Here is a 17,085-nt window from a genome sequence, read left to right on the forward strand (position 1 = left end):
ACACCCTATTTCTCCCCCGTATCCAATCTGTTTACTTCCTCGTCAATCGCGGCCTTGTGCGTACGCGCGGCGGTAGACATCAGCACGATGACGATTACGACGATCGCGAGGCCCTGGGCGAACGCAAGGACCGTATCGACGTAGCTGGTGCTGTTGCGGAGCAAGACGCCGCTGATTCCCATCGCGATGGAAATCAGGTAGATGAACATTACGGCCTTCCGCTGGGAGAACCCAATCCAGACCAGCCGGTGCGATAAGTGGTCCGGCGCACAATGCTCGATGATTTGCCGAATCGATTTGGTCTCACCGCGAATAATGCGCGCGACGAGAATGTACGCGAAATCGAAGATCGGCACACCAAGAATCAAGACGGGGATCGAAACGGAAACGATGCGGTTTTCGCTCCATTCGCCCATGACGCCAAGCGCGGCAAGCGTAAATCCGAGAAAGAAACTGCCCGCGTCGCCCATGAAGATGCGCGCGGGCTTGAAGTTGTAGATGAGAAAGCCGAGGTTTGCGCCGATCAGCCCCGACGCAAGCAGCCCGAACCACGACAGGCTGGTCTCCGTGCCCACGACGAAGAAGACCTGCAGCGCGATGATCAGATACATGGTGGAGACGATGGCCGAGACGCCGCCGGCGAGGCCGTCCATGTTGTCGAGTCCGTTGAAAGCGCTGGTGACGCCGACGATCCAGAGAATCGTGAGGGCGAGATCGAGCCAATACATCCCGAACGTGCTGAGCAGTACGCCGTACCGCGACATAATGTAGGTGACACCGACAAGCGTGAGAAACTTCAGCACGGCCGGCACGCCGCCGCGCCAGTCGTCGATCGCGCCGACCAGCAGGCACACCGCCGACCCGAGCATCACGCCTTTCATCGGATTGTCGCGGTAGTTCGGCAGCAGCACGCCAATCGCAAACGCGAGGAAGATGACGATTCCGCCCGCGCGCGGCACAGGATGCTCGTGAATTTTGTTCTCGGAAACGTGATCGATAATGCCGTATCGGCGGAGGACGTAAATGGCGATTGGCATTAGCAGCGCCGCAACGATGAACGACACGCATCCGGCGAGGATGTACGTCCGCGGCCAGTAGTGAAGTCGATCGAGCATGAATTCCCCGCCCACCCTGCGCCGCGCCGAGTCGCGCGGCGAACTAATCGTAATGGCCTGTGCCGCGAAATTCGAGTTCGCGTTTTGCGCAATCCCTAGCGAAAGTGCGCCGTGACGGCCTCGATGACAAACCGCACGTCGTCGTCCGTCATCCCGAGATGCACGGGAATCGACAATGCTTCCGCGTGGGCGCGTTCGGAAGCGGGGCAATGTGCCGAAACGTAGTGGTGCGCGGGCTTGTAGACGGGGCGCTTGGCTTCGATACCGTGTACGTTCAGGTGCGCTTCGAGCGCGTCGCGCGCGGGCGTTTTGACGACGTACCGAAAATGGATGTGGTTGCTTCCGGAGGGCAATACGAGCGGCAATGGGCGGAACGCATCGTTGTACGCCAATGCAATCTCCCTTCGCCGCGCGATGAACGCCGGCAACCGCTTGAGTTGCTCGCGGCCAAGGGCGGCCTGCAGTTCCGTGAGTTTGTAGTTGAAGCGTATGCGGAACTCGTCGCGATTATCGTAGTCGCGCAGATCGCGGACCGCGCGCGCGATCGACTCGTCGTCCGTGAGCAGCATCCCGCCTTCGCCGGTGGTTATCAGTTTCGTGGCATAGAACGACACGATGGTAACAACGCCGTCGCGTCCCGTGGGACCGCCGATGGATTGGGCGATGTCCTCAATTACGCATTGACCGCCGGGCAGCTCCGCGCGCGCGCCGAACAGGTGCGGGACGATGACTGCGTTGCGTTGCGCAGGTATTGTCTTTGCGTCGATGTTGAAGTCGGGTCCGATGTCGCACAATACCGGCTCTGCGTGCGCCAGGCGCACGGCGTTTATCAGCGATGCGCAGCCGTAGGACGGCAGCGCAACGCGTCCGCCCGGGCACAGTATTTCGACGGCAAGATGCAGCGCCGCGGTCCCGCTACTGACGGCGACGGCATATCTCCTGCCGACGAACGCCGCGCATTCCTGCTCGAACGATTCAACTTCCGCCCCTTGAGCAAGCCGTCCCGAGCGCAGCACGCGCGTGACCGCCGCGATTTCTTCCTCGCCCACGAACGGTGCGCTATGACGGACCCGATAGTTCACACGCCGGCCTTTCCGAGGATGACATCCAGAGAATTCGGGCCACAATGCATGAGCAGATCGACGATGGACAAGTCGGGTACGAACGGAGCATGGAATTGCGGATAGACCGGCGCCCGCCAGTCTTGCAGTTTGAGCGCAATTTTTTCGGACTCGAGCCGCGCGGTATCGAGGTATTGGCCGATGGCGTATGCGCCGCTGTAGTACGAGTCGGCGCCGACGGCCCGAATGAGGTTTATCAACCGATCGGTCGCGATTCCGGGCGCGTCGACTCCGCTTGCGTAGACGACGCGCGTTTGAATACCAAGCACGTGAATGAAGTATTCGAGCATGTGTCGATTCAGTTCGTTGAGGGATAACCATTCGCGTTTGTAGGTGGAATTCAGAAACGGCGCGTGATCGGCGAAATAGGGCGCGCGCCGGTAATTCTGTTCGATGGCGGACCAGTGCTTTTTCCGCCACGGCTGCGTGTTGTCAACGGTTACATTGTCCAGCGTGCAACCGAGCGGCGCGTGGACGGGGACCGTCAGTAGCAGAGCGCCGTTCGCGGCCTTGATCTTGTTTCGGTTTTGCCAGCCGTTCTTGTTGTACTGAATGTTGTCGAGCACGACGAACACGTTGGAGCGCGCAATCTTGTCGAAATACCGCAGCCACGGCAGATAATGCAGTTGGTGAATTCCGCACACCATACGATCAGTGAAGCCTGCCCACAGTCAGATTGACGAGCGCCTCGCCGGAAACGCCGGTTAGCAGGTCGCGCGCAACAATGCGGTAACGCGTTGCGGGATCGTTCAGCGCGAACGGAACGTAGGCGTCGCCTTCGCCCTTCTCGCAGACGATTTCCTGACCGTAGTGCGGCAGGGGGACGAGGGTTTCCGTGGTCACGGCGAACACATCGATCCGGACCAGGTGGTCTCCGGGCGTGGCTTTTCCCGTGTCGAGCGCGATGTGCAGCGGCGCGCGCGCGCCGGCCTGTACCGATGGAGGTGCAGTTAGCGTACACGAGACGATTTCGTAGGGAAGCGCGGAGTAGAGCGCCGCGCCGCCGCGCACGAGTTCGGCCTCGACTTTCGCGGGGCGCAGGACCTTCATGCCGGCGCGCAGGTCGTATACATGCGCAGACCGGTCGAATTTCAGCTTGACCTTCTGCAACTCGTCTGTGGTGTCGCGATTCGCGAGCAGGGCGACCAGGGCTGCGTTCCCATACGCCGCGGCGAAGCGTTCTCCCTGGAATACTCTGCCCCTGCGCGACTCGAATTCGACTGTGCGCGTCGCGCCCGCGGACCGCAGCACTTCGTCGAGCATGCCGCGCGCCCGGTCGAGCGCCGGAGCGTTGACGGAATGATTTATCAGGAGCGAAAGCGGCTGCTCCGAGCGCAATAACCACACGGGTGTTGTATTCGCCAGCCCGCCGGTCTGCGCGCCGGCGGGTTCGACGCCTTCGTCCGCGCGGACATCCGCGAAGTCGCCGCTGACTTTGTGGCCGTCGATTTTCAGCTCGGCCAAGGCGTTCGCGGGCGGGGCGGCGCGGGATGCGTTGGCATAGCGAATGCCAAACGTATCCGCCAGCGGCGGAGATTCGCGCGGCACACCGTGTTCGTTGAACGCACCGGGCGCAATGTCCGCAATGACGCACCCTCCCGCCGCCGCGAACGATCGGATAGCCGCTACCTCCGCGTCGCTCAATGCGCGCGCCATAGGCAGAATTAACACTCGGTATCCGGCGAAGCCCGCTTTTTCGACGCGGTGCGCCGGCACGAAATCGTACGCGTAACCGAGTGCGCTCAGGGCCGAGGCAAACGCGCCTTCGGTCTCGGCGGAACTCACGCCGAACTGGTTGTCCACCTCGTTCAACCACGCGCTCGTCCGGCTGGTGTATATCGCGATATCCGCCTTCGACGGCGCGGACTTGAGCCAGAGGCGGGCGAGGCCGCCTTGGAGCGCCGTGGACTCGCCGAAAAACTCCGGCGCGAACGGCGCGACATCTCCGAACGGATCGACAGCGGCCATCGCGGGGACGGCGGCAGTACTCGCGGTCACGTCGGGCCACCATATGCTGTGCGCGCGGTGCAGCAACGCGTACCACGGTAACCATCGCAGTGTTTCCGGTGAGAGGTCCGCGGGCAACTGAATCCCGCCGATTCCGGATGCAGGCCGCGACGCGCGTGCAATCTCGATGGCGCGCAAGCCGGCTGGTGTCGCAAGCATATCGAGTTGCGACGCGAGCGCGCTCCAGTCGTATCCGGAGTAGAGTTCGTCGGCCGCCCGTGCCACGAGCCCCGTGCGCGAGCGCATATCCGCCATGCGTACGGCCCCGCGGGCCGAAACGTGAGTGCGCGCAAAACTCGCGTCCATAAACAGTCGAAAATCGATCCACGGAGCGTAGCGCTTGTTGTCGCGCGCCTGCTGCGCCGTAGCCGGCGCCGCGGCGGCGAACGATTCGTGCGATGTGCCCCATGCCCGGTTCAGCGCATCCAGGCCGGCATAGGTCTTGTTGAGGTATTCGGCGAATCCAGCCAGACAGTGGGTACACCTGCACAGGTCCTCCCGCGCCGCGCTCAGGCAATTGCCTTCGCCGAGCGACACGGCGGCCGTAGGGTAGTCGCGCACGAGTTGTGCCATGCCTTTGAGATAGGTCTGCTCCGATGCGATGAACTCGGGATTGTTGATACACGGCGCGCGGACTTCGGCGGGGGGCGAGTGATACGGCAGATATGACGTGATCTGCGGCACGACGCGCAGCCCCAGCGACGTCATGACACGCAGCGACTCCTCCGTCGCGGGAAACGAAACGGCCCCGAAACCCTGCGCCGCGAGGCTGCGGATATTTGCGCGCGCATTGAACTCGACGCCGCCGGACACGTCCGCGACCACATCGAACCGGTCCGTGGGATTTGGACCACGGACGGGCAGGTGTTTGTACGCGTAGGCGCAGTTACGCGCGTCCCACTCGGACATGACGACCGCATCCCGATCGGAGACAAAAACCTCCACTTTGACCATGTCGCCGATGAGGTCGGCGAAGCCGAGTCCGAGTTGCACCAATGCCGTTTCCGGCGGGATCGGCTGGTGGCGTTCGGCCACGATCCGCCCAAGGGGGTCAGTCGCGCGGGCCATCGCGAGGCACGGACGTTGCCGCGCGGGCATGGTGAACGTAATCCCGATACTGTCTTGCGGAAGGACGAAGGACTTGCTCAATGCGAGGTCAGCAATGCTCGGCCACGAATCGATCGTGACCACTTCGGAGTACCATTCGGCGACCTTGTCGCCATCAAGAAGCCAAATGTCGAGCCAGTATTCGCCTGCGCCCGCGACGACGACGAAATCGTGGGTTTGCGATCCCTTGCGAAGCGCATCGCGCTTTGGCGTAATCGTAATAGGCGGTTGGTTACGCCCGCGTTGGCGGACGCCGGCGCGCACGACATACGTTTTGTCCGCGGGCGCGGCGAGTTGAAGCTGGAACGGATGGAGGATTGTGGCTCCGGTGGGAAGGTTTGCGTCGACCATTTCCTCGAGACCCGGCGGGATTTGGATTTCCTCGGGGCCGGGCGCGGGCTTTGCGCTGACGCCGGCAATGGCTACCGGCACGTCGCGCCCACCCGCCCAACGTACAGCACGCGCCGCGAGCGAAAGGTAGGTGTCGAAATCCTCCTGTTCGGCGAGAAGCGGGTTCGCGAGCGCGGGAATGAGACAATGGGCGAGCGGCCATTCGCCCTGATAGTCGATTTCAACGACGCGGCCTTGGCCTATCCTGCCGCATTGAACAAAGCCGAGCCCGGAGGTCCATTCCGCCGTCCGCTCCGCGCCGAGTCCGGTGGTCACGATCGCGCCCGATTCGTCCGGCGCGAACTCGTCGAGAAACGCTTTTAGTGAGTCCGGCAGGGTATGCCGGTGATGGGCGAGCACAAGGCCAGTGCCGCCGCGGACTCTGTCGGCCAAGACCTGGAACACTTCCGGGGGCAATACGCTGAAATCGAAGTTGGCCGCGACAATGGCATCGAGCTTTCTGTCGAGTTTGTCGAGTAGATCGTGGACCACTTCATCGTGCGACGTACCTGGAATTTTGCGCGGGTACGCGTCTGGGCGGCCGAGGTGTGTGGCGTCCCACAGCGGGACAACCTCGGCGCGCATCTCGAGGCGGTGGGCCAGCTCCGCGGCGTCGCGCAACGCAAACCGCGGCGCGATGAACAGCACGCGCAACGGGCCTCCGTCCAACGGCACACCCCACTGCACGCCACCCTCGAGCGGCGGAATGACGATAGGCGCGAAGGCCGCGTCGCGTGAGTCGAGTTTTGGGGACGAATCTCCGAAGGGAAACGCAAGCGCGGCGTACGACGCAAGGAGCGCCGTGGAGTATACGATAGCGGCGCTCAACCGGCGAACCCGCAAGTTCGAGATCACACATTGAATAGCATTACTGCCATACCACGCGCGACGGCATACCACGCTCGACAGCGAGGCGGCGAATTCTCGCATGGCGCCTTGAAGTACAGCGAGACAATGCCGCTGTGGATCGTTCACGATTACTTTACTTGGCATATCGACGCGAGCGCCCGGCAGTTCGGTAAGGGTTGTACAGTTCGGGCATCCCGGTTCTCAGTTGACATGTGTTTATCATAGCGAAACCGGGAGTTAGGTGCTATGGCGCGGCGCATGTGATAGAGTATGCGCGCGCCCGGCAGTTGCAACGGGCGGTTTGGGCGCAGGGGGGCGGTGAGGTGGCAGCATGCCGGACGACATGATCATGAGCCGTGACAGCCGGTCGCTGCGGCGGGGCAACCGCCGGGCGCCGCGCACGGAGACGTGCCGGCCGTGCCTGGTGTGGCCCAAGGAAGTGCCGGGCTTGATCAACCAGGGCGTGATCATCAACATTAACCCGTTCGGGATGTGCATTCGGATGCTGGATTCGCTGGCGCCGGGCACGATGGTGCTGGTCCAGTTGATGCGGGACGAGGAGTTTCGCGTGCCGCTGTCGTCGCCGGTCGAGGGCACGGTGGTCCGGAACGCGGACGTGCCGGACGGGTTTATGGATCACGGAGTCGAAATCCTGCAGCGGGCGTTCGAGCAAAAGGAAACGAAAGTGCGCTACGCGGACCAGCGCGCACGCGCGACGCAGCGCAGTCCGGTGCGAATGCACACCATCGATTTTCGCGTGGGGGACCGGGGCACAAGACGAACGGAGAGATAGCGTGAAATCGCCTAAAATCCTAGTGGTGGACGACGAGCCGGATGTGGTGATGTTTATCGCGCGGACCCTGAACAGCGAAGGGTTTGACGTGATGAGCGCGTACGACGGAATCAGCGCGCTGGATCTTGCGGAGAACGAGACGCCGGACCTTATCGTCCTGGACATCATGATGCCGATGATGAGCGGGTACGAGGTGTGCGAACAGTTGAAGGCGAACCCGCAGACGCAGCACATTCCGATATTGTGCGTGTCGTCGGCGCACAATCCGAATGCGCGCGATCGCTCGCTCGAAGCCGGCGCGGCGACCCTGCTCCTTAAACCGTTCTCGCCGGCGGAGCTTGTCGCGCAGATCAAGCGGCACCTGCCTCAGCCGGTGTAGCCGGCCCGTTCTTCGCGCAGCGCCCGCTCCGGACAAACCGAATGACTCTCGCAAACCGCATTACCGTTGGGCGCCTCGTTTTGGTGCCCGTGTTTGTCGTGTTGATCATGTCCTACACACGGGATCAACAGTGGCTTCGTTACGCCGCGCTGGGTGTGTTCGTGGCGGCGTCGATCTCCGACGGCATCGACGGGTTCATCGCGCGCGCGTACAACCAGAAGACGAAGTTGGGCGCGGTGCTCGATCCGCTCGCGGACAAGCTGCTGATCAATCTTGCGCTCGTATTCCTGGCCGTGAACGAGGAACTGCGCACACCGGTGCCCGCATGGTTTCCGGTGATCATACTCGGGCGCGACGTGATCATCGTGATTGGCGCATACTTGATCAACGAGTATTTCGGGCCGGTGCGGGCGCGGCCGCAAATCAGCGGCAAGCTGACGACGGCGTTTCAGATGGCGCTCATTATCGCGGTGCTGCTCGAATTGCCGCCGCGCGTTGTGTTCGGGATTCTGTATTTCACGTTGGCGGTCGCGATCGTTTCGTTTGCCGATTACCTCCGCGCGGGGATCAAACAAGTCGGAAATGAGGACCAAGCCTGATGGCGCGCAAAGCGAAACTGCCGTTGGTCGCGATCTGCGGCCGGCCCAACGTGGGCAAGTCGACGCTGTTCAACCGCATTGTGGGACGCCACAGCGCGATCGTTCACGACGAGGCGGGAGTGACGCGCGACCGCGCGTACGGCGTCGCGGAGTGGGATGGTCGAAAGTTTCGGGTGGTGGACACGGGCGGGATCGTCGAGGACCCGACCGACCCCGTGACGCACAAGATGCAGGAACAGGTGAAGGCGGCGCTGGACGAGGCCAGCATCATCGTTTTTGTCATCGACGGGCAGCACGTGTTGACGAAGGGCGACTTCGACATTCGCGACAACCTGTTCAAGCACAGCAAGCCGATCATCGTCGCGGCGAACAAACTCGATAACGCAAGACTTCGCGAGAACCGCACGGAGTTTTACGAGTTGGGGTTGGGCGATCCGATTGCCGTGTCGTCGGGGCACGGGCTTGGTATCGAGGATCTGGTGGATGCGATCGCCGCTCACCTGCCGGAGAAGGTCGAGCACGTCGAGGAGATCGAGGAGCGGCAGGTGACGCGCGTGGCCATTCTCGGCAAGCCGAACGTCGGCAAGTCGTCGTACGTAAACGCGATTCTCAATGAGGAGCGGAGCATTGTCGACGATACCCCCGGCACTACGCGGGACGCGATCGACATCGATTTCAGGTGGAAGGGCAAAGACTATCTTCTTATCGATACCGCGGGCCTGCGAAAAAAGGCGGGTATCCGGAAGGAAGTCGAGCGGTTCAGCGTGGCGCGATCCTTGCGCGCCGTGCGCCGCGCGGACGTGTGCCTCGTGCTGATGAACGCCGACGAGGGCATCACCGAACAGGACAAACGCATCGTCAGCTACATCGTCGAGCAGGGCCGGGCGATGATTCTCGTGTGGACGAAATGGGACCTGGTCCAAGACAAGGAACGGCGCTTCAAGGACCTTGCCGACGAGATTGAATTCAAAGCGCCGTTCCTGAAACACGTGCCGAGCGTGACAATCTCGAACGTGACGCGGCAGCGCGTTTTTACCGTCTTCGAGTACATCGATCGCGTGGCGGCGGAGGCGGAGAAACGAATCCCTACGCACGAACTGAACAAGTTCGTCGAGGTCCTCCGCGCGAACCAGGCGCCCGCGCTGCATCATGGCAAGATCGCGCGCATCAAGTACGCGACGCAGGTCAGCGTGAAACCGACGACGTTTGTGCTGTTCGTAAACAAGAAGGGGTTCTTCCACTTCAGTTACCTGCGCCACATCGAGAACCAGTTGCGCGAGAAGTACGGGTTCGACGGTGTGCCGGTCGTGCTCGAGCTGCGCGAGGGCGAGAAGCGGGAGGAGGAGGGGTGATTTTGGATTTTGGACTTTGGATTTTGGATTGGAAGTATGGCGGCGCGCAGTGGACGGCGACAGGTGCGCGCGATTCGCTCATGTGCGCGGAGCAAGAGCGAAACGACCCAAAGGACAAGAAGGACCTAAACAACGCCGGGCGGAGGGTCTGCGCCTACGAGGTTGGTCTTCAATCGAGAATCCAAAATCCAGAATCCAAATTCGTTCAATTGTGGAAGACGGCGGCATGTTAGCGACGGTACTCGCCATTGTTGCGTCGTATGTCCTCGGCTCGGTCCCCACGGGCCTTTGGCTGGGGTTGTGGCTGCGCAAGGTTGACATCCGCGAACACGGCAGTAAGAACATCGGCGCGACGAACACGATGCGCGTGTTGGGAAAGGGCCTTGGCGCGACCGCGCTGGCGGGCGACGCGCTAAAGGGCCTGATTCCGGTGTTGTTCGTCTCGCGGCTGAGCGACTGGCCGTACGCGGCGCTGGCGTGCGGTATCGCGGCGATTCTCGGCCACCTCGCGTCGGTCTTCCTGCGTTTCAAAGGCGGCAAGGGCGTCGCGACAAGTCTCGGCGTGTTCCTCGCGCTGTGTCCATTGCCGACGCTTGCCGCGGCTGTTACTTTTTTTGTTTTGGTATTTGCGACACGGATGGTCAGCGTGGGTTCGATCGGCGGGGCCATCGCTATGACCGCAGGCGTGTATCTCATTCCGCACGATGTCGCTACCGCGCCGACGCACTTGATGCCGGGAGGTTGGGCGCTGCGCATCGTGGTGACGATCGTCGCGTTGCTGGTCATCGTGAAGCATCGCGCGAACATCGGCCGAATTATCCGCGGCGAGGAAAGCAAAGTTTTTTCAAAAGAATTGAAGTAGCGTGGATTTACACGCCGAATTGCCTGAGGTGGTGTTCGAAATGCACCACGTGCATACGCGCCCACCCATCGATTCCGATATCTCCGAAGAACGGGTGAGCGTGGGGTTTTATTTCTCCGGACTGCACGAGCTCCAAATACGTTTCGAGCACGGCGTGAAAGGTTTCGGTGTCAGCCGGGACCGGTTGGGGAACGGACAATTTCGATTCGACCTTCAGATTGCGCGGGACGGGCAGCCACCCACTCAAAGTGAGCGGACCAATTACGTTCCGCGTGAGCCAGTTTCCGGCGAACGGAAGCGCTTCGCCCTTTCCCATCGAGTATCTCACCCAAAACGCGAGATGCCCGATCATCTGTTCGGGCGTCATGGTTCCCCAGACGGGTTTCGCGCCGGGCTTGATGCGGTTTAGGCGGGCGATGATGTCGTTAACGTAATCGTGATCGAAGGTGCGCACGGTAATGATTGTACTTGCGGCGAATCGCGACTTGCGCGCTTACTCGTAGCGTAAGGCCTCGACGGGGTCAACACTCGCCGCCTTGAGCGCGGGGTACGCGCCGAAAAAGATGCCAACCGTCGCGCTGAACGCAAACGCGACGACAATGGACCACATGGACGCCTCGATCGGAAACGACGGATAGAACTGCCGCATCACCCAGGTGCCCGCGTAGGCGAGCAGGATTCCGGCAACGCCGCCGATGCAGCTCAACGTAATCGCCTCGATGGCGAATTGCATGCCGATGTCGCGGCGGGTCGCGCCGACGGACTTGCGGATGCCGACCTCGCGCGTGCGCTCACGCACCGACACCAGCATGATGTTCATGATGCCGATACCGCCGACGAGCAGCGAAATTGACGCGATGCCCGAGAGCATGACCTTGAGTGCAACGAATATCTTGTCGAGCGTCGCAAGCATGGACGTTTGGTCGAGAATGGTGAAATCCTCGGTGTAGTCGTGCGCGGCGATGAGAATCTTTTTCATGGAATCCGTCGCGACCTTCGTCTCATCCGGACTGTTTGCCTGGACGACGATTTGGTAGAGCTCGTCTTCGCCGCCGTAGAACATCTGTTGCCCGCTGAGCAGGGGCACGAGCGCGATATCGTCCGCGTCGATCCCCAGTGTGACGCCCTTGCGCTGCATCACGCCCACGACGAGATGTTTGCTCCGGTTGATGGATACGCGCTCGCCCAGCGGGTTGGTGCTGCCGAACAACTCGTCGCGCAGCCCCGCGCCGAGCACACAGACTTTGTTGTTCTTCTCGATGTCGTTTTCGTTGAGGAAGCGCCCGATATCGACGTGGACGTCGCGGATGCGTTCGAGGGCGGGGGTCACCGCGAGGATCATTGTGTCGCGTTCGCGGTCGCGGTATTTCACCGAGCCCGCGCCGAGCACTTCGGGCGACACCTCTTTGATGCCGACTGCGTTGCGCTGAATCTCCTTCGAGTTCTCGTACGTGAGCTTGCGGAAGCTGCCGGCGATGATCGGCATCATGCCGGAGGTTTCCTGTTTGCCGGGCGTGATGATAAGCAGGTTGGTGCCCATGTCCGCGAATTCTTTTGCGACATAGGCCTGCGCGCCCTCACCAAGCGCGACGAGCAAAATGACGGCAAGCACGCCGATCGTAACGCCGATCATCGTCAGGAACGAGCGGACCCCGTTCTGCGCCACCGAATCGAGGGCAACGCGCATGTATTCAAGCCAAGACATAGCTATCCTGCGTTTAGACTATGCAGTATAGCATCCGGTTGCGCGGCGCTTCACCCGCCGCGCAACGGTGACACCGGCTGGTAGCGTTCGCTACAATACGTTCGGTGCGCAGGAGTTACGACCATGTGGGAAGAGATTGACGGGGCCATCGAAAAAATCAGAGATACGCGCGCGGGTTGGGTGACGCGGCGCGACGCCGTCGAGCTGCTCGGCAAGGTGGCGACCAAGGCGCTCGATGCGTTGCAGGATGCCAGCGACGAGATGGACGTGGACGTGAAGCGGTCCGTTGACGATATGCTCGGCAGAGCGTCCGCGGCGTTGAAAGGCGTGAAGCCGAAATTCGAGTCCACGCCGCCGACATTCGACGAACTTGCGAAATCATGCGCGAAGGAGGGGGTGAGGCAGGTCGAGCCGGACGACGAGGGCTACGTTGTTCGTGTGAAGTTGAAGGACGGCCGCACCCAGGCAGTTCACATCCGCCGGTTCAGTCGCGCGGACGGCGTCGCGCTGATCCAGGTGTACACTATCTGCGGCAAGGCGGACGAGACCTCGTACGCGTGGGCGCTGCGCGCGAACATGAAGCTGATTCAGGGCGCAGTCGCACTCGCCAAGCAAGGCGACGACGAGCGGTTTGTGTTGACGATGTGCTTCCTCGCGAGCGAAGTCACGAAGTCCGAGATCAAAGCAGCCGTGAAGGAGGCCGCGTATTACGGGGACTGGATCGAGCAGAAGGTCAGTGGCCAGGACGATTTTTGATCATGGGCAACGCACCGGCGATGGATCGCGCACAGGCGCTCGAATTGATACGTTCCGGCTCCGCGACTGGTGCGGACCTGCGCGGCGTCGATCTGTCCGGAGCGGACTTGAGCGGTGTGCGTCTCTCCCACGCCGATCTTTCCGGGGCCAATTTGCGCGAAGCGAACCTTCGCGAAACGATCCTTGATGAAGCCGATTTGAGCGGCGCGGACGTTTCGGGCGCCAACTGCGAGTTTGTTGTCCTCGGCGGCGCGGACGTCTCGGATGCGGATTTCACCGGCGCCAATTTGCAGCGCGCGAACCTCGTGGGAACGAGGGGGCATCGCGCCAGGTTCGACCGCGCAAACCTGTATTACTCGCGTCCGGGCAACGCCGACTTTCAAGGCGCGTCGTTTCGCGGTGCCGACATCACGCGCGCGATTTTCCGGCGTGCAAACCTGAGCGGCGCGGACCTGCGCGGGGCCGAGGGCCAGGCAAATTTTGAAAGTGCGACGCTTGAGGGGGTGCGGCGATGATCGTCAAGCACTTTCTACTGAACGTAAACGAAGTTAATTCGTTCATCGCGGCGTGCCCCACGACGCGCGACGCGATGCTGATCGATGCGGGCGATTTCGACGAGCGCGTGTGCGCCTTTCTTGCCGAGAATGGGCTGACGCTCTCGAAAGTTTTCATCACGCACGATCACTTCGACCACACCGACGGGCTGAGCGAGTACGTGAAGCGGTTTCGCGCGGAGGTCATTTCGGGCACGTCTCCCGTCGGTGGTTGCGGCGCGCGAATTGTCAAACACGGCGGCGAAGTCCGGTTGGGATCGCTCACCGGGCGCGTTTACTCGACGCCCGGCCACACGCCGGTCGGCTTAAGCCTTGCGTTTCCCGGACACGTCTTTACCGGCGATGCGCTCTTCGCGGGCTCGGTCGGCGGCACTGGATCGAAAGAGAACTATGATTTGCAGCTTGATTCGATCCGAAAGCACATCTTCACGCTGCCGGACGACACGCTGGTGCACGTCGGGCATGGGCCATCCAGTACCGTGGCAGTCGAGAAGAAATACAATCCTTTTTTCGTGTAAAGGGACCCGCTGTATTGCATCGTTACCCGCGCGCGCCTACCATGCGCGAACATGAGTGAGTGGAATTCGAGATCGGTGCGCGTGGTGCTGCTGCACAACTTCCTGTCGCCGACGCGCATCCCCTTGTTCGAGGCCCTCGCCGAACGCTTCGATCTTGACGTGTGGATACTCGGCGACATTCGATCCGTGCGCGCGTGGCCGGCGGACGCGCCGGGCGCGCGTGCCCGGATTCGGACGTTGCCCCACTACACCATTCCTCTTGGCAGCCGATACAACGTCGTCCTCATTAACTACACGTTGCGCCGCGAATTGGCGCGTCTGAAGCCAGACGCAATCATTTGCTGCGGGTGGGATACGCCGGCGGCGTTCCTTGCTGCGCGATTTGCGAGGCGAACCGGAACGCCGTTTATCGTGTGGAGCGGCAGCACGCCGGCGGAAACGACATTCGTGCGGCGCGTGACCAAGCCGTGGGTGCGCACGCTGGTGTGCGGCGCGGGCGCGTGGGTCGCATACGGGTCGCGCGCAAAAGAATATCTCGTGTCGCTCGGCGCGAACACGGACAAGACGTTCCTCGCCCACAACACCGTCGAACTGGCAGATTTCGCAAATGCGTGTGCGGCATCGGATGGCGTTGCATTGCGGGCGCGGCTGGGAATAGCGACGAAATATGTTGTGCTTTACTGCGGAAACCTGCTCGACTTGAAGGGTGTTGGAGACTTGATAGAAGCATTTTCGAAATTGGGCGAAAGCGACATAACGCTTGTACTCGTGGGAAGTGGCAAACACGAAACGAAGTACCGCGCGCGCGCGAAGGAATTGGGTATCTCCGGCCGCGTTGTATTCGCGGGGTTTGCCCAGCCAGGCGATATGTCCGCGTATTACGCCTTGGGCGATACCTTGATCGTGCCCTCGCGCAAGGAAGTTTGGGGGCTGGTAATCAACGAAGCGCTGGCTTGCGGCGTGCCGGTGATTGCGACCGACGCGTGCGGCGCGACGCCCGACCTCATCCGCGACGGCGAAAACGGATTCGTCGTTCCCGCGCGCAACCCCGACGCGCTCGCAGGCGCCATTGACGCGTACTTCGCTCACCCGGAGCGGCACCGTGCGATGCGCGATGCCGCGCGAGCATCGATCGCGCCGTTCACGATTGAGCGCGCCGCGGACGCATTTGTAGACGCTGTGCGCTGCGCCATGGGTAATCGGGCATGAATTACGCCCGGCAGTTTGCGCAGCACGCGGCTCTGACAGTGCTGACAACGCTGCTGACCGGGGCGCTGTTCTACGTGTTGCGCATAGTCCTGTACAAGAACCTGTCGCAGGACGAGTACGGCCTGTTCTACGTCGTGTTTTCCTGCGTCATGATCGTACAGACCATCGTCACGTTCGGTTTCGATCCGGGGCTGGTGCCGTTCATCACGCGCTATCGCGAGGAAGGAGATCCCAGCGCAATCAAATCGATCGCGTTGGGATCGCTTGTTCCCCAGGGATTCATCACGGCATTCGTCGTTGCCGCCTTTTTGGCCGTGCCGCCCCTGGCCGCGCCGTGGGTGGCGGCGTTTCCGGATGCGCCCGCGTTGTTCCGCACGCTTGCGCACCCGGCGTCGGCGTCGTTGTTCCGCATTCTCGCGCTGCACGCGGTGCTGGTGCTGATGTTCAAATGCGCGCAGCAGGTGCTGCTTGGCTTGCAGGCCATTGCCTGGCGCAACGCCGCCGACCTTGCGCGCGCGATTTTGTGCTTGGGCAGCGCTGTTGCGTTGCTGCACGCCGGTTGGGGAATCCGCGCGACCGCCGCGGCGTACACCCTCGGCGCACTTGCCGAGGCGGCGGTGCTGGCCATTGCGCTGTGGGTGTCTTTCCCGCATATAGTTCGCGCGCGCTTCACGTGGCGTCCGGAGGCCGTGCGCCACGTGTTCGATTCGGGGAAGTGGCTGAGCGCCGGGTTCGGCGGGATCGTTGTGTTTTCTTCCGTCGATACGATGATCATTTCGCTCGTGCGCAAGGAACTTCTCGACGCGGCCGCGTACCAGATTGCACTGCCCACCATCACGATCATGTACAGCCTGATGATCGCGGCGGGCATCAGCCTGTTGCCGATGGTGCGGACCTTGTGGCTCCGTAAGGAGTACGCGTTATTGACCGAGGGTGTGCAACGCATCTACGACACGGCGATTGGAGTCATGTTGCCCGCGGGGGTGCTTATCGCGTCCGGCTCGGACGTGCTCATGACGACGCTGTTCGGGAAAAACGTGCTGAACGCAGGGGACGCGTTTGACGTGTTGGCAGTCGGGGGCATTGCGTTCTTCCTTTCGTATATCAACCTGCACGTGCTCGCGGGAATCGACCAGGCGAGGGCTGCGGGCGTAGCGGTCATCTGCGGACTCGTCTTCGACGTCGCGCTCAGCGTGCCGCTTACGTATGCATTTGGAATCCGCGGCGCCGCCATCGCGGGAGTGCTCGGATATGCCTGCGTCATGGGTACCAGCCTTGTCGTCATTCGCCGCGCGTTGGCGATTCGGGTATCCATTAAGGCGATCATGGTCAGCGTGCTGATAAGCGCCGGCTGCGGGCTCGCTGCGCACGTGCTCAGGCGCTATGGGCTCATACATCTCGATCACCCGGTCACGAGCGCCGTATCGGGAGCGCTCCTTCTCGCGTTGGCGCTGGCCGCGCTAGAATTTATTGGAATTATTCATTTGCGTCATTTAATAACCACCATCAAGGGTGGGCAGGTGCAAACAATCCGCGAGCACAACCCGAAATGCGATTGACGCTTACGCAGGCCCCCGGCACGAGTGCACATTCCAGGCACGTCGAGATGGCACTTGACACGTATTGATCGCACGCGTATTCTGATGCCATTAACTACCGGTGTGTTGAAATCTTCTGGCGCGGCGATGGCGCGTGTGTGGTCTGCGAATTTTAACGTACACCAGTAGAGGTACTGACTGGGTAGTGGCCTAGGGTGTACCGATGTGCTT

Annotated in this window: 16 protein-coding genes; 10 read left to right on the top strand and 6 right to left on the bottom strand. The window is 61.7% G+C overall.

Annotation, left to right across the window (positions count from 1 at the left end; all coding sequences use genetic code 11):
* Positions 1-5: 5 nt before the first annotated feature.
* From HUU46_14355 to HUU46_14370, 4 genes are all read right to left on the bottom strand, one after another.
* On the bottom strand, positions 6-1,115 hold the full coding sequence (locus HUU46_14355) for an undecaprenyl/decaprenyl-phosphate alpha-N-acetylglucosaminyl 1-phosphate transferase (protein ID NUM54824.1): 1,110 nt from the start codon (positions 1,113-1,115) through the stop codon (positions 6-8).
* A 95-nt stretch (positions 1,116-1,210) separates the two neighbouring features.
* The gene (locus tag HUU46_14360; protein ID NUM54825.1) at positions 1,211-2,197 is read right to left on the bottom strand and encodes a DegT/DnrJ/EryC1/StrS family aminotransferase; all 987 of its coding nucleotides are present in this window, start codon (positions 2,195-2,197) and stop codon (positions 1,211-1,213) included.
* Positions 2,194-2,883 (bottom strand): WbqC family protein, encoded by a 690-nt coding sequence (locus HUU46_14365; GenBank protein NUM54826.1) that lies wholly within the window; start codon positions 2,881-2,883, stop codon positions 2,194-2,196. Before HUU46_14365 ends, HUU46_14360 begins: the two co-directional genes overlap by 4 nt.
* A gap of 4 nt (positions 2,884-2,887) precedes the next feature.
* Positions 2,888-6,568, bottom strand: a complete 3,681-nt coding sequence (locus HUU46_14370) for a beta-galactosidase trimerization domain-containing protein (GenBank protein NUM54827.1) — start codon at positions 6,566-6,568, stop codon at positions 2,888-2,890.
* A gap of 352 nt (positions 6,569-6,920) precedes the next feature.
* Here HUU46_14370 and HUU46_14375 point away from each other — a divergent pair, with 352 nt between their 5' ends.
* The 5 genes from HUU46_14375 (at position 6,921) to plsY (ending at position 10,574) form a co-directional block, all read left to right on the top strand.
* Complete coding sequence (locus tag HUU46_14375) at positions 6,921-7,382, top strand: hypothetical protein (protein ID NUM54828.1); 462 nt, start codon at positions 6,921-6,923, stop codon at positions 7,380-7,382.
* A gap of 1 nt (position 7,383) precedes the next feature.
* A complete protein-coding gene (locus HUU46_14380) occupies positions 7,384-7,761 on the top strand; it encodes a response regulator (protein NUM54829.1) in 378 nt (125 codons plus the stop codon).
* A 41-nt stretch (positions 7,762-7,802) separates the two neighbouring features.
* Positions 7,803-8,360 (top strand): CDP-alcohol phosphatidyltransferase family protein, encoded by a 558-nt coding sequence (locus HUU46_14385; GenBank protein ID NUM54830.1) that lies wholly within the window; start codon positions 7,803-7,805, stop codon positions 8,358-8,360.
* Positions 8,360-9,712, top strand: a complete 1,353-nt coding sequence (der, locus tag HUU46_14390; GenBank protein NUM54831.1) for a ribosome biogenesis GTPase Der — start codon at positions 8,360-8,362, stop codon at positions 9,710-9,712. Before HUU46_14385 ends, der begins: the two co-directional genes overlap by 1 nt.
* Positions 9,713-9,938: 226 nt before the next feature.
* Entirely contained in the window at positions 9,939-10,574 is a 636-nt protein-coding gene (gene plsY / locus HUU46_14395; protein NUM54832.1) for a glycerol-3-phosphate 1-O-acyltransferase PlsY, read from the top strand.
* A 7-nt stretch (positions 10,575-10,581) separates the two neighbouring features.
* On the opposite strand, the gene HUU46_14400 is transcribed toward plsY, so the two are convergent.
* Together HUU46_14400 and HUU46_14405 are read right to left on the bottom strand one after the other, a co-directional pair.
* Positions 10,582-11,028 (bottom strand): DUF1569 domain-containing protein, encoded by a 447-nt coding sequence (locus HUU46_14400; GenBank protein NUM54833.1) that lies wholly within the window; start codon positions 11,026-11,028, stop codon positions 10,582-10,584.
* Positions 11,029-11,067: 39 nt separating this feature from the next.
* Positions 11,068-12,279: an ABC transporter permease gene (locus tag HUU46_14405; protein ID NUM54834.1), complete on the bottom strand. Its 1,212-nt coding sequence runs from the start codon at positions 12,277-12,279 to the stop codon at positions 11,068-11,070.
* A 123-nt stretch (positions 12,280-12,402) separates the two neighbouring features.
* Here HUU46_14405 and HUU46_14410 point away from each other — a divergent pair, with 123 nt between their 5' ends.
* From HUU46_14410 to HUU46_14430, 5 genes are read left to right on the top strand one after another with little or no spacing between them, the layout of a single operon-like run.
* Positions 12,403-13,035 (top strand): hypothetical protein, encoded by a 633-nt coding sequence (locus HUU46_14410; protein NUM54835.1) that lies wholly within the window; start codon positions 12,403-12,405, stop codon positions 13,033-13,035.
* 2 nt (positions 13,036-13,037) lie between these two features.
* On the top strand, positions 13,038-13,550 hold the full coding sequence (locus HUU46_14415; protein ID NUM54836.1) for a pentapeptide repeat-containing protein: 513 nt from the start codon (positions 13,038-13,040) through the stop codon (positions 13,548-13,550).
* Positions 13,547-14,107: an MBL fold metallo-hydrolase gene (locus tag HUU46_14420; GenBank protein ID NUM54837.1), complete on the top strand. Its 561-nt coding sequence runs from the start codon at positions 13,547-13,549 to the stop codon at positions 14,105-14,107. The genes HUU46_14415 and HUU46_14420 overlap by 4 nt, the downstream gene beginning before the upstream one ends.
* A gap of 51 nt (positions 14,108-14,158) precedes the next feature.
* A complete protein-coding gene (locus tag HUU46_14425; protein ID NUM54838.1) occupies positions 14,159-15,316 on the top strand; it encodes a glycosyltransferase family 4 protein in 1,158 nt (385 codons plus the stop codon).
* Complete coding sequence (locus HUU46_14430) at positions 15,313-16,875, top strand: polysaccharide biosynthesis C-terminal domain-containing protein (protein NUM54839.1); 1,563 nt, start codon at positions 15,313-15,315, stop codon at positions 16,873-16,875. Before HUU46_14425 ends, HUU46_14430 begins: the two co-directional genes overlap by 4 nt.
* Positions 16,876-17,085 lie beyond the last annotated feature (210 nt).

This window comes from Candidatus Hydrogenedentota bacterium (genome assembly GCA_013359265.1).
GTDB lineage: Bacteria > Hydrogenedentota > Hydrogenedentia > Hydrogenedentales > SLHB01 > JABWCD01.

Excerpts from the sequence above, each read along its gene's own strand:
- HUU46_14430 (NUM54839.1), top strand. The coding sequence starts at position 15,313 with ATGAATTACGCCCGGCAGTTTGCGCAGCACGCGGCTCTGACAGTGCTG.
- HUU46_14405 (NUM54834.1), bottom strand. The coding sequence starts at position 12,279 with ATGTCTTGGCTTGAATACATGCGCGTTGCCCTCGATTCGGTGGCGCAG.
- HUU46_14355 (NUM54824.1), bottom strand. The coding sequence starts at position 1,115 with ATGCTCGATCGACTTCACTACTGGCCGCGGACGTACATCCTCGCCGGA.
- der (NUM54831.1), top strand. The coding sequence starts at position 8,360 with ATGGCGCGCAAAGCGAAACTGCCGTTGGTCGCGATCTGCGGCCGGCCC.
- HUU46_14375 (NUM54828.1), top strand. The coding sequence starts at position 6,921 with ATGCCGGACGACATGATCATGAGCCGTGACAGCCGGTCGCTGCGGCGG.
- HUU46_14420 (NUM54837.1), top strand. The coding sequence starts at position 13,547 with ATGATCGTCAAGCACTTTCTACTGAACGTAAACGAAGTTAATTCGTTC.
- HUU46_14415 (NUM54836.1), top strand. The coding sequence starts at position 13,038 with ATGGGCAACGCACCGGCGATGGATCGCGCACAGGCGCTCGAATTGATA.
- HUU46_14425 (NUM54838.1), top strand. The coding sequence starts at position 14,159 with ATGAGTGAGTGGAATTCGAGATCGGTGCGCGTGGTGCTGCTGCACAAC.
- HUU46_14365 (NUM54826.1), bottom strand. The coding sequence starts at position 2,883 with ATGGTGTGCGGAATTCACCAACTGCATTATCTGCCGTGGCTGCGGTAT.
- plsY (NUM54832.1), top strand. The coding sequence starts at position 9,939 with ATGTTAGCGACGGTACTCGCCATTGTTGCGTCGTATGTCCTCGGCTCG.
- HUU46_14385 (NUM54830.1), top strand. The coding sequence starts at position 7,803 with ATGACTCTCGCAAACCGCATTACCGTTGGGCGCCTCGTTTTGGTGCCC.
- HUU46_14410 (NUM54835.1), top strand. The coding sequence starts at position 12,403 with ATGTGGGAAGAGATTGACGGGGCCATCGAAAAAATCAGAGATACGCGC.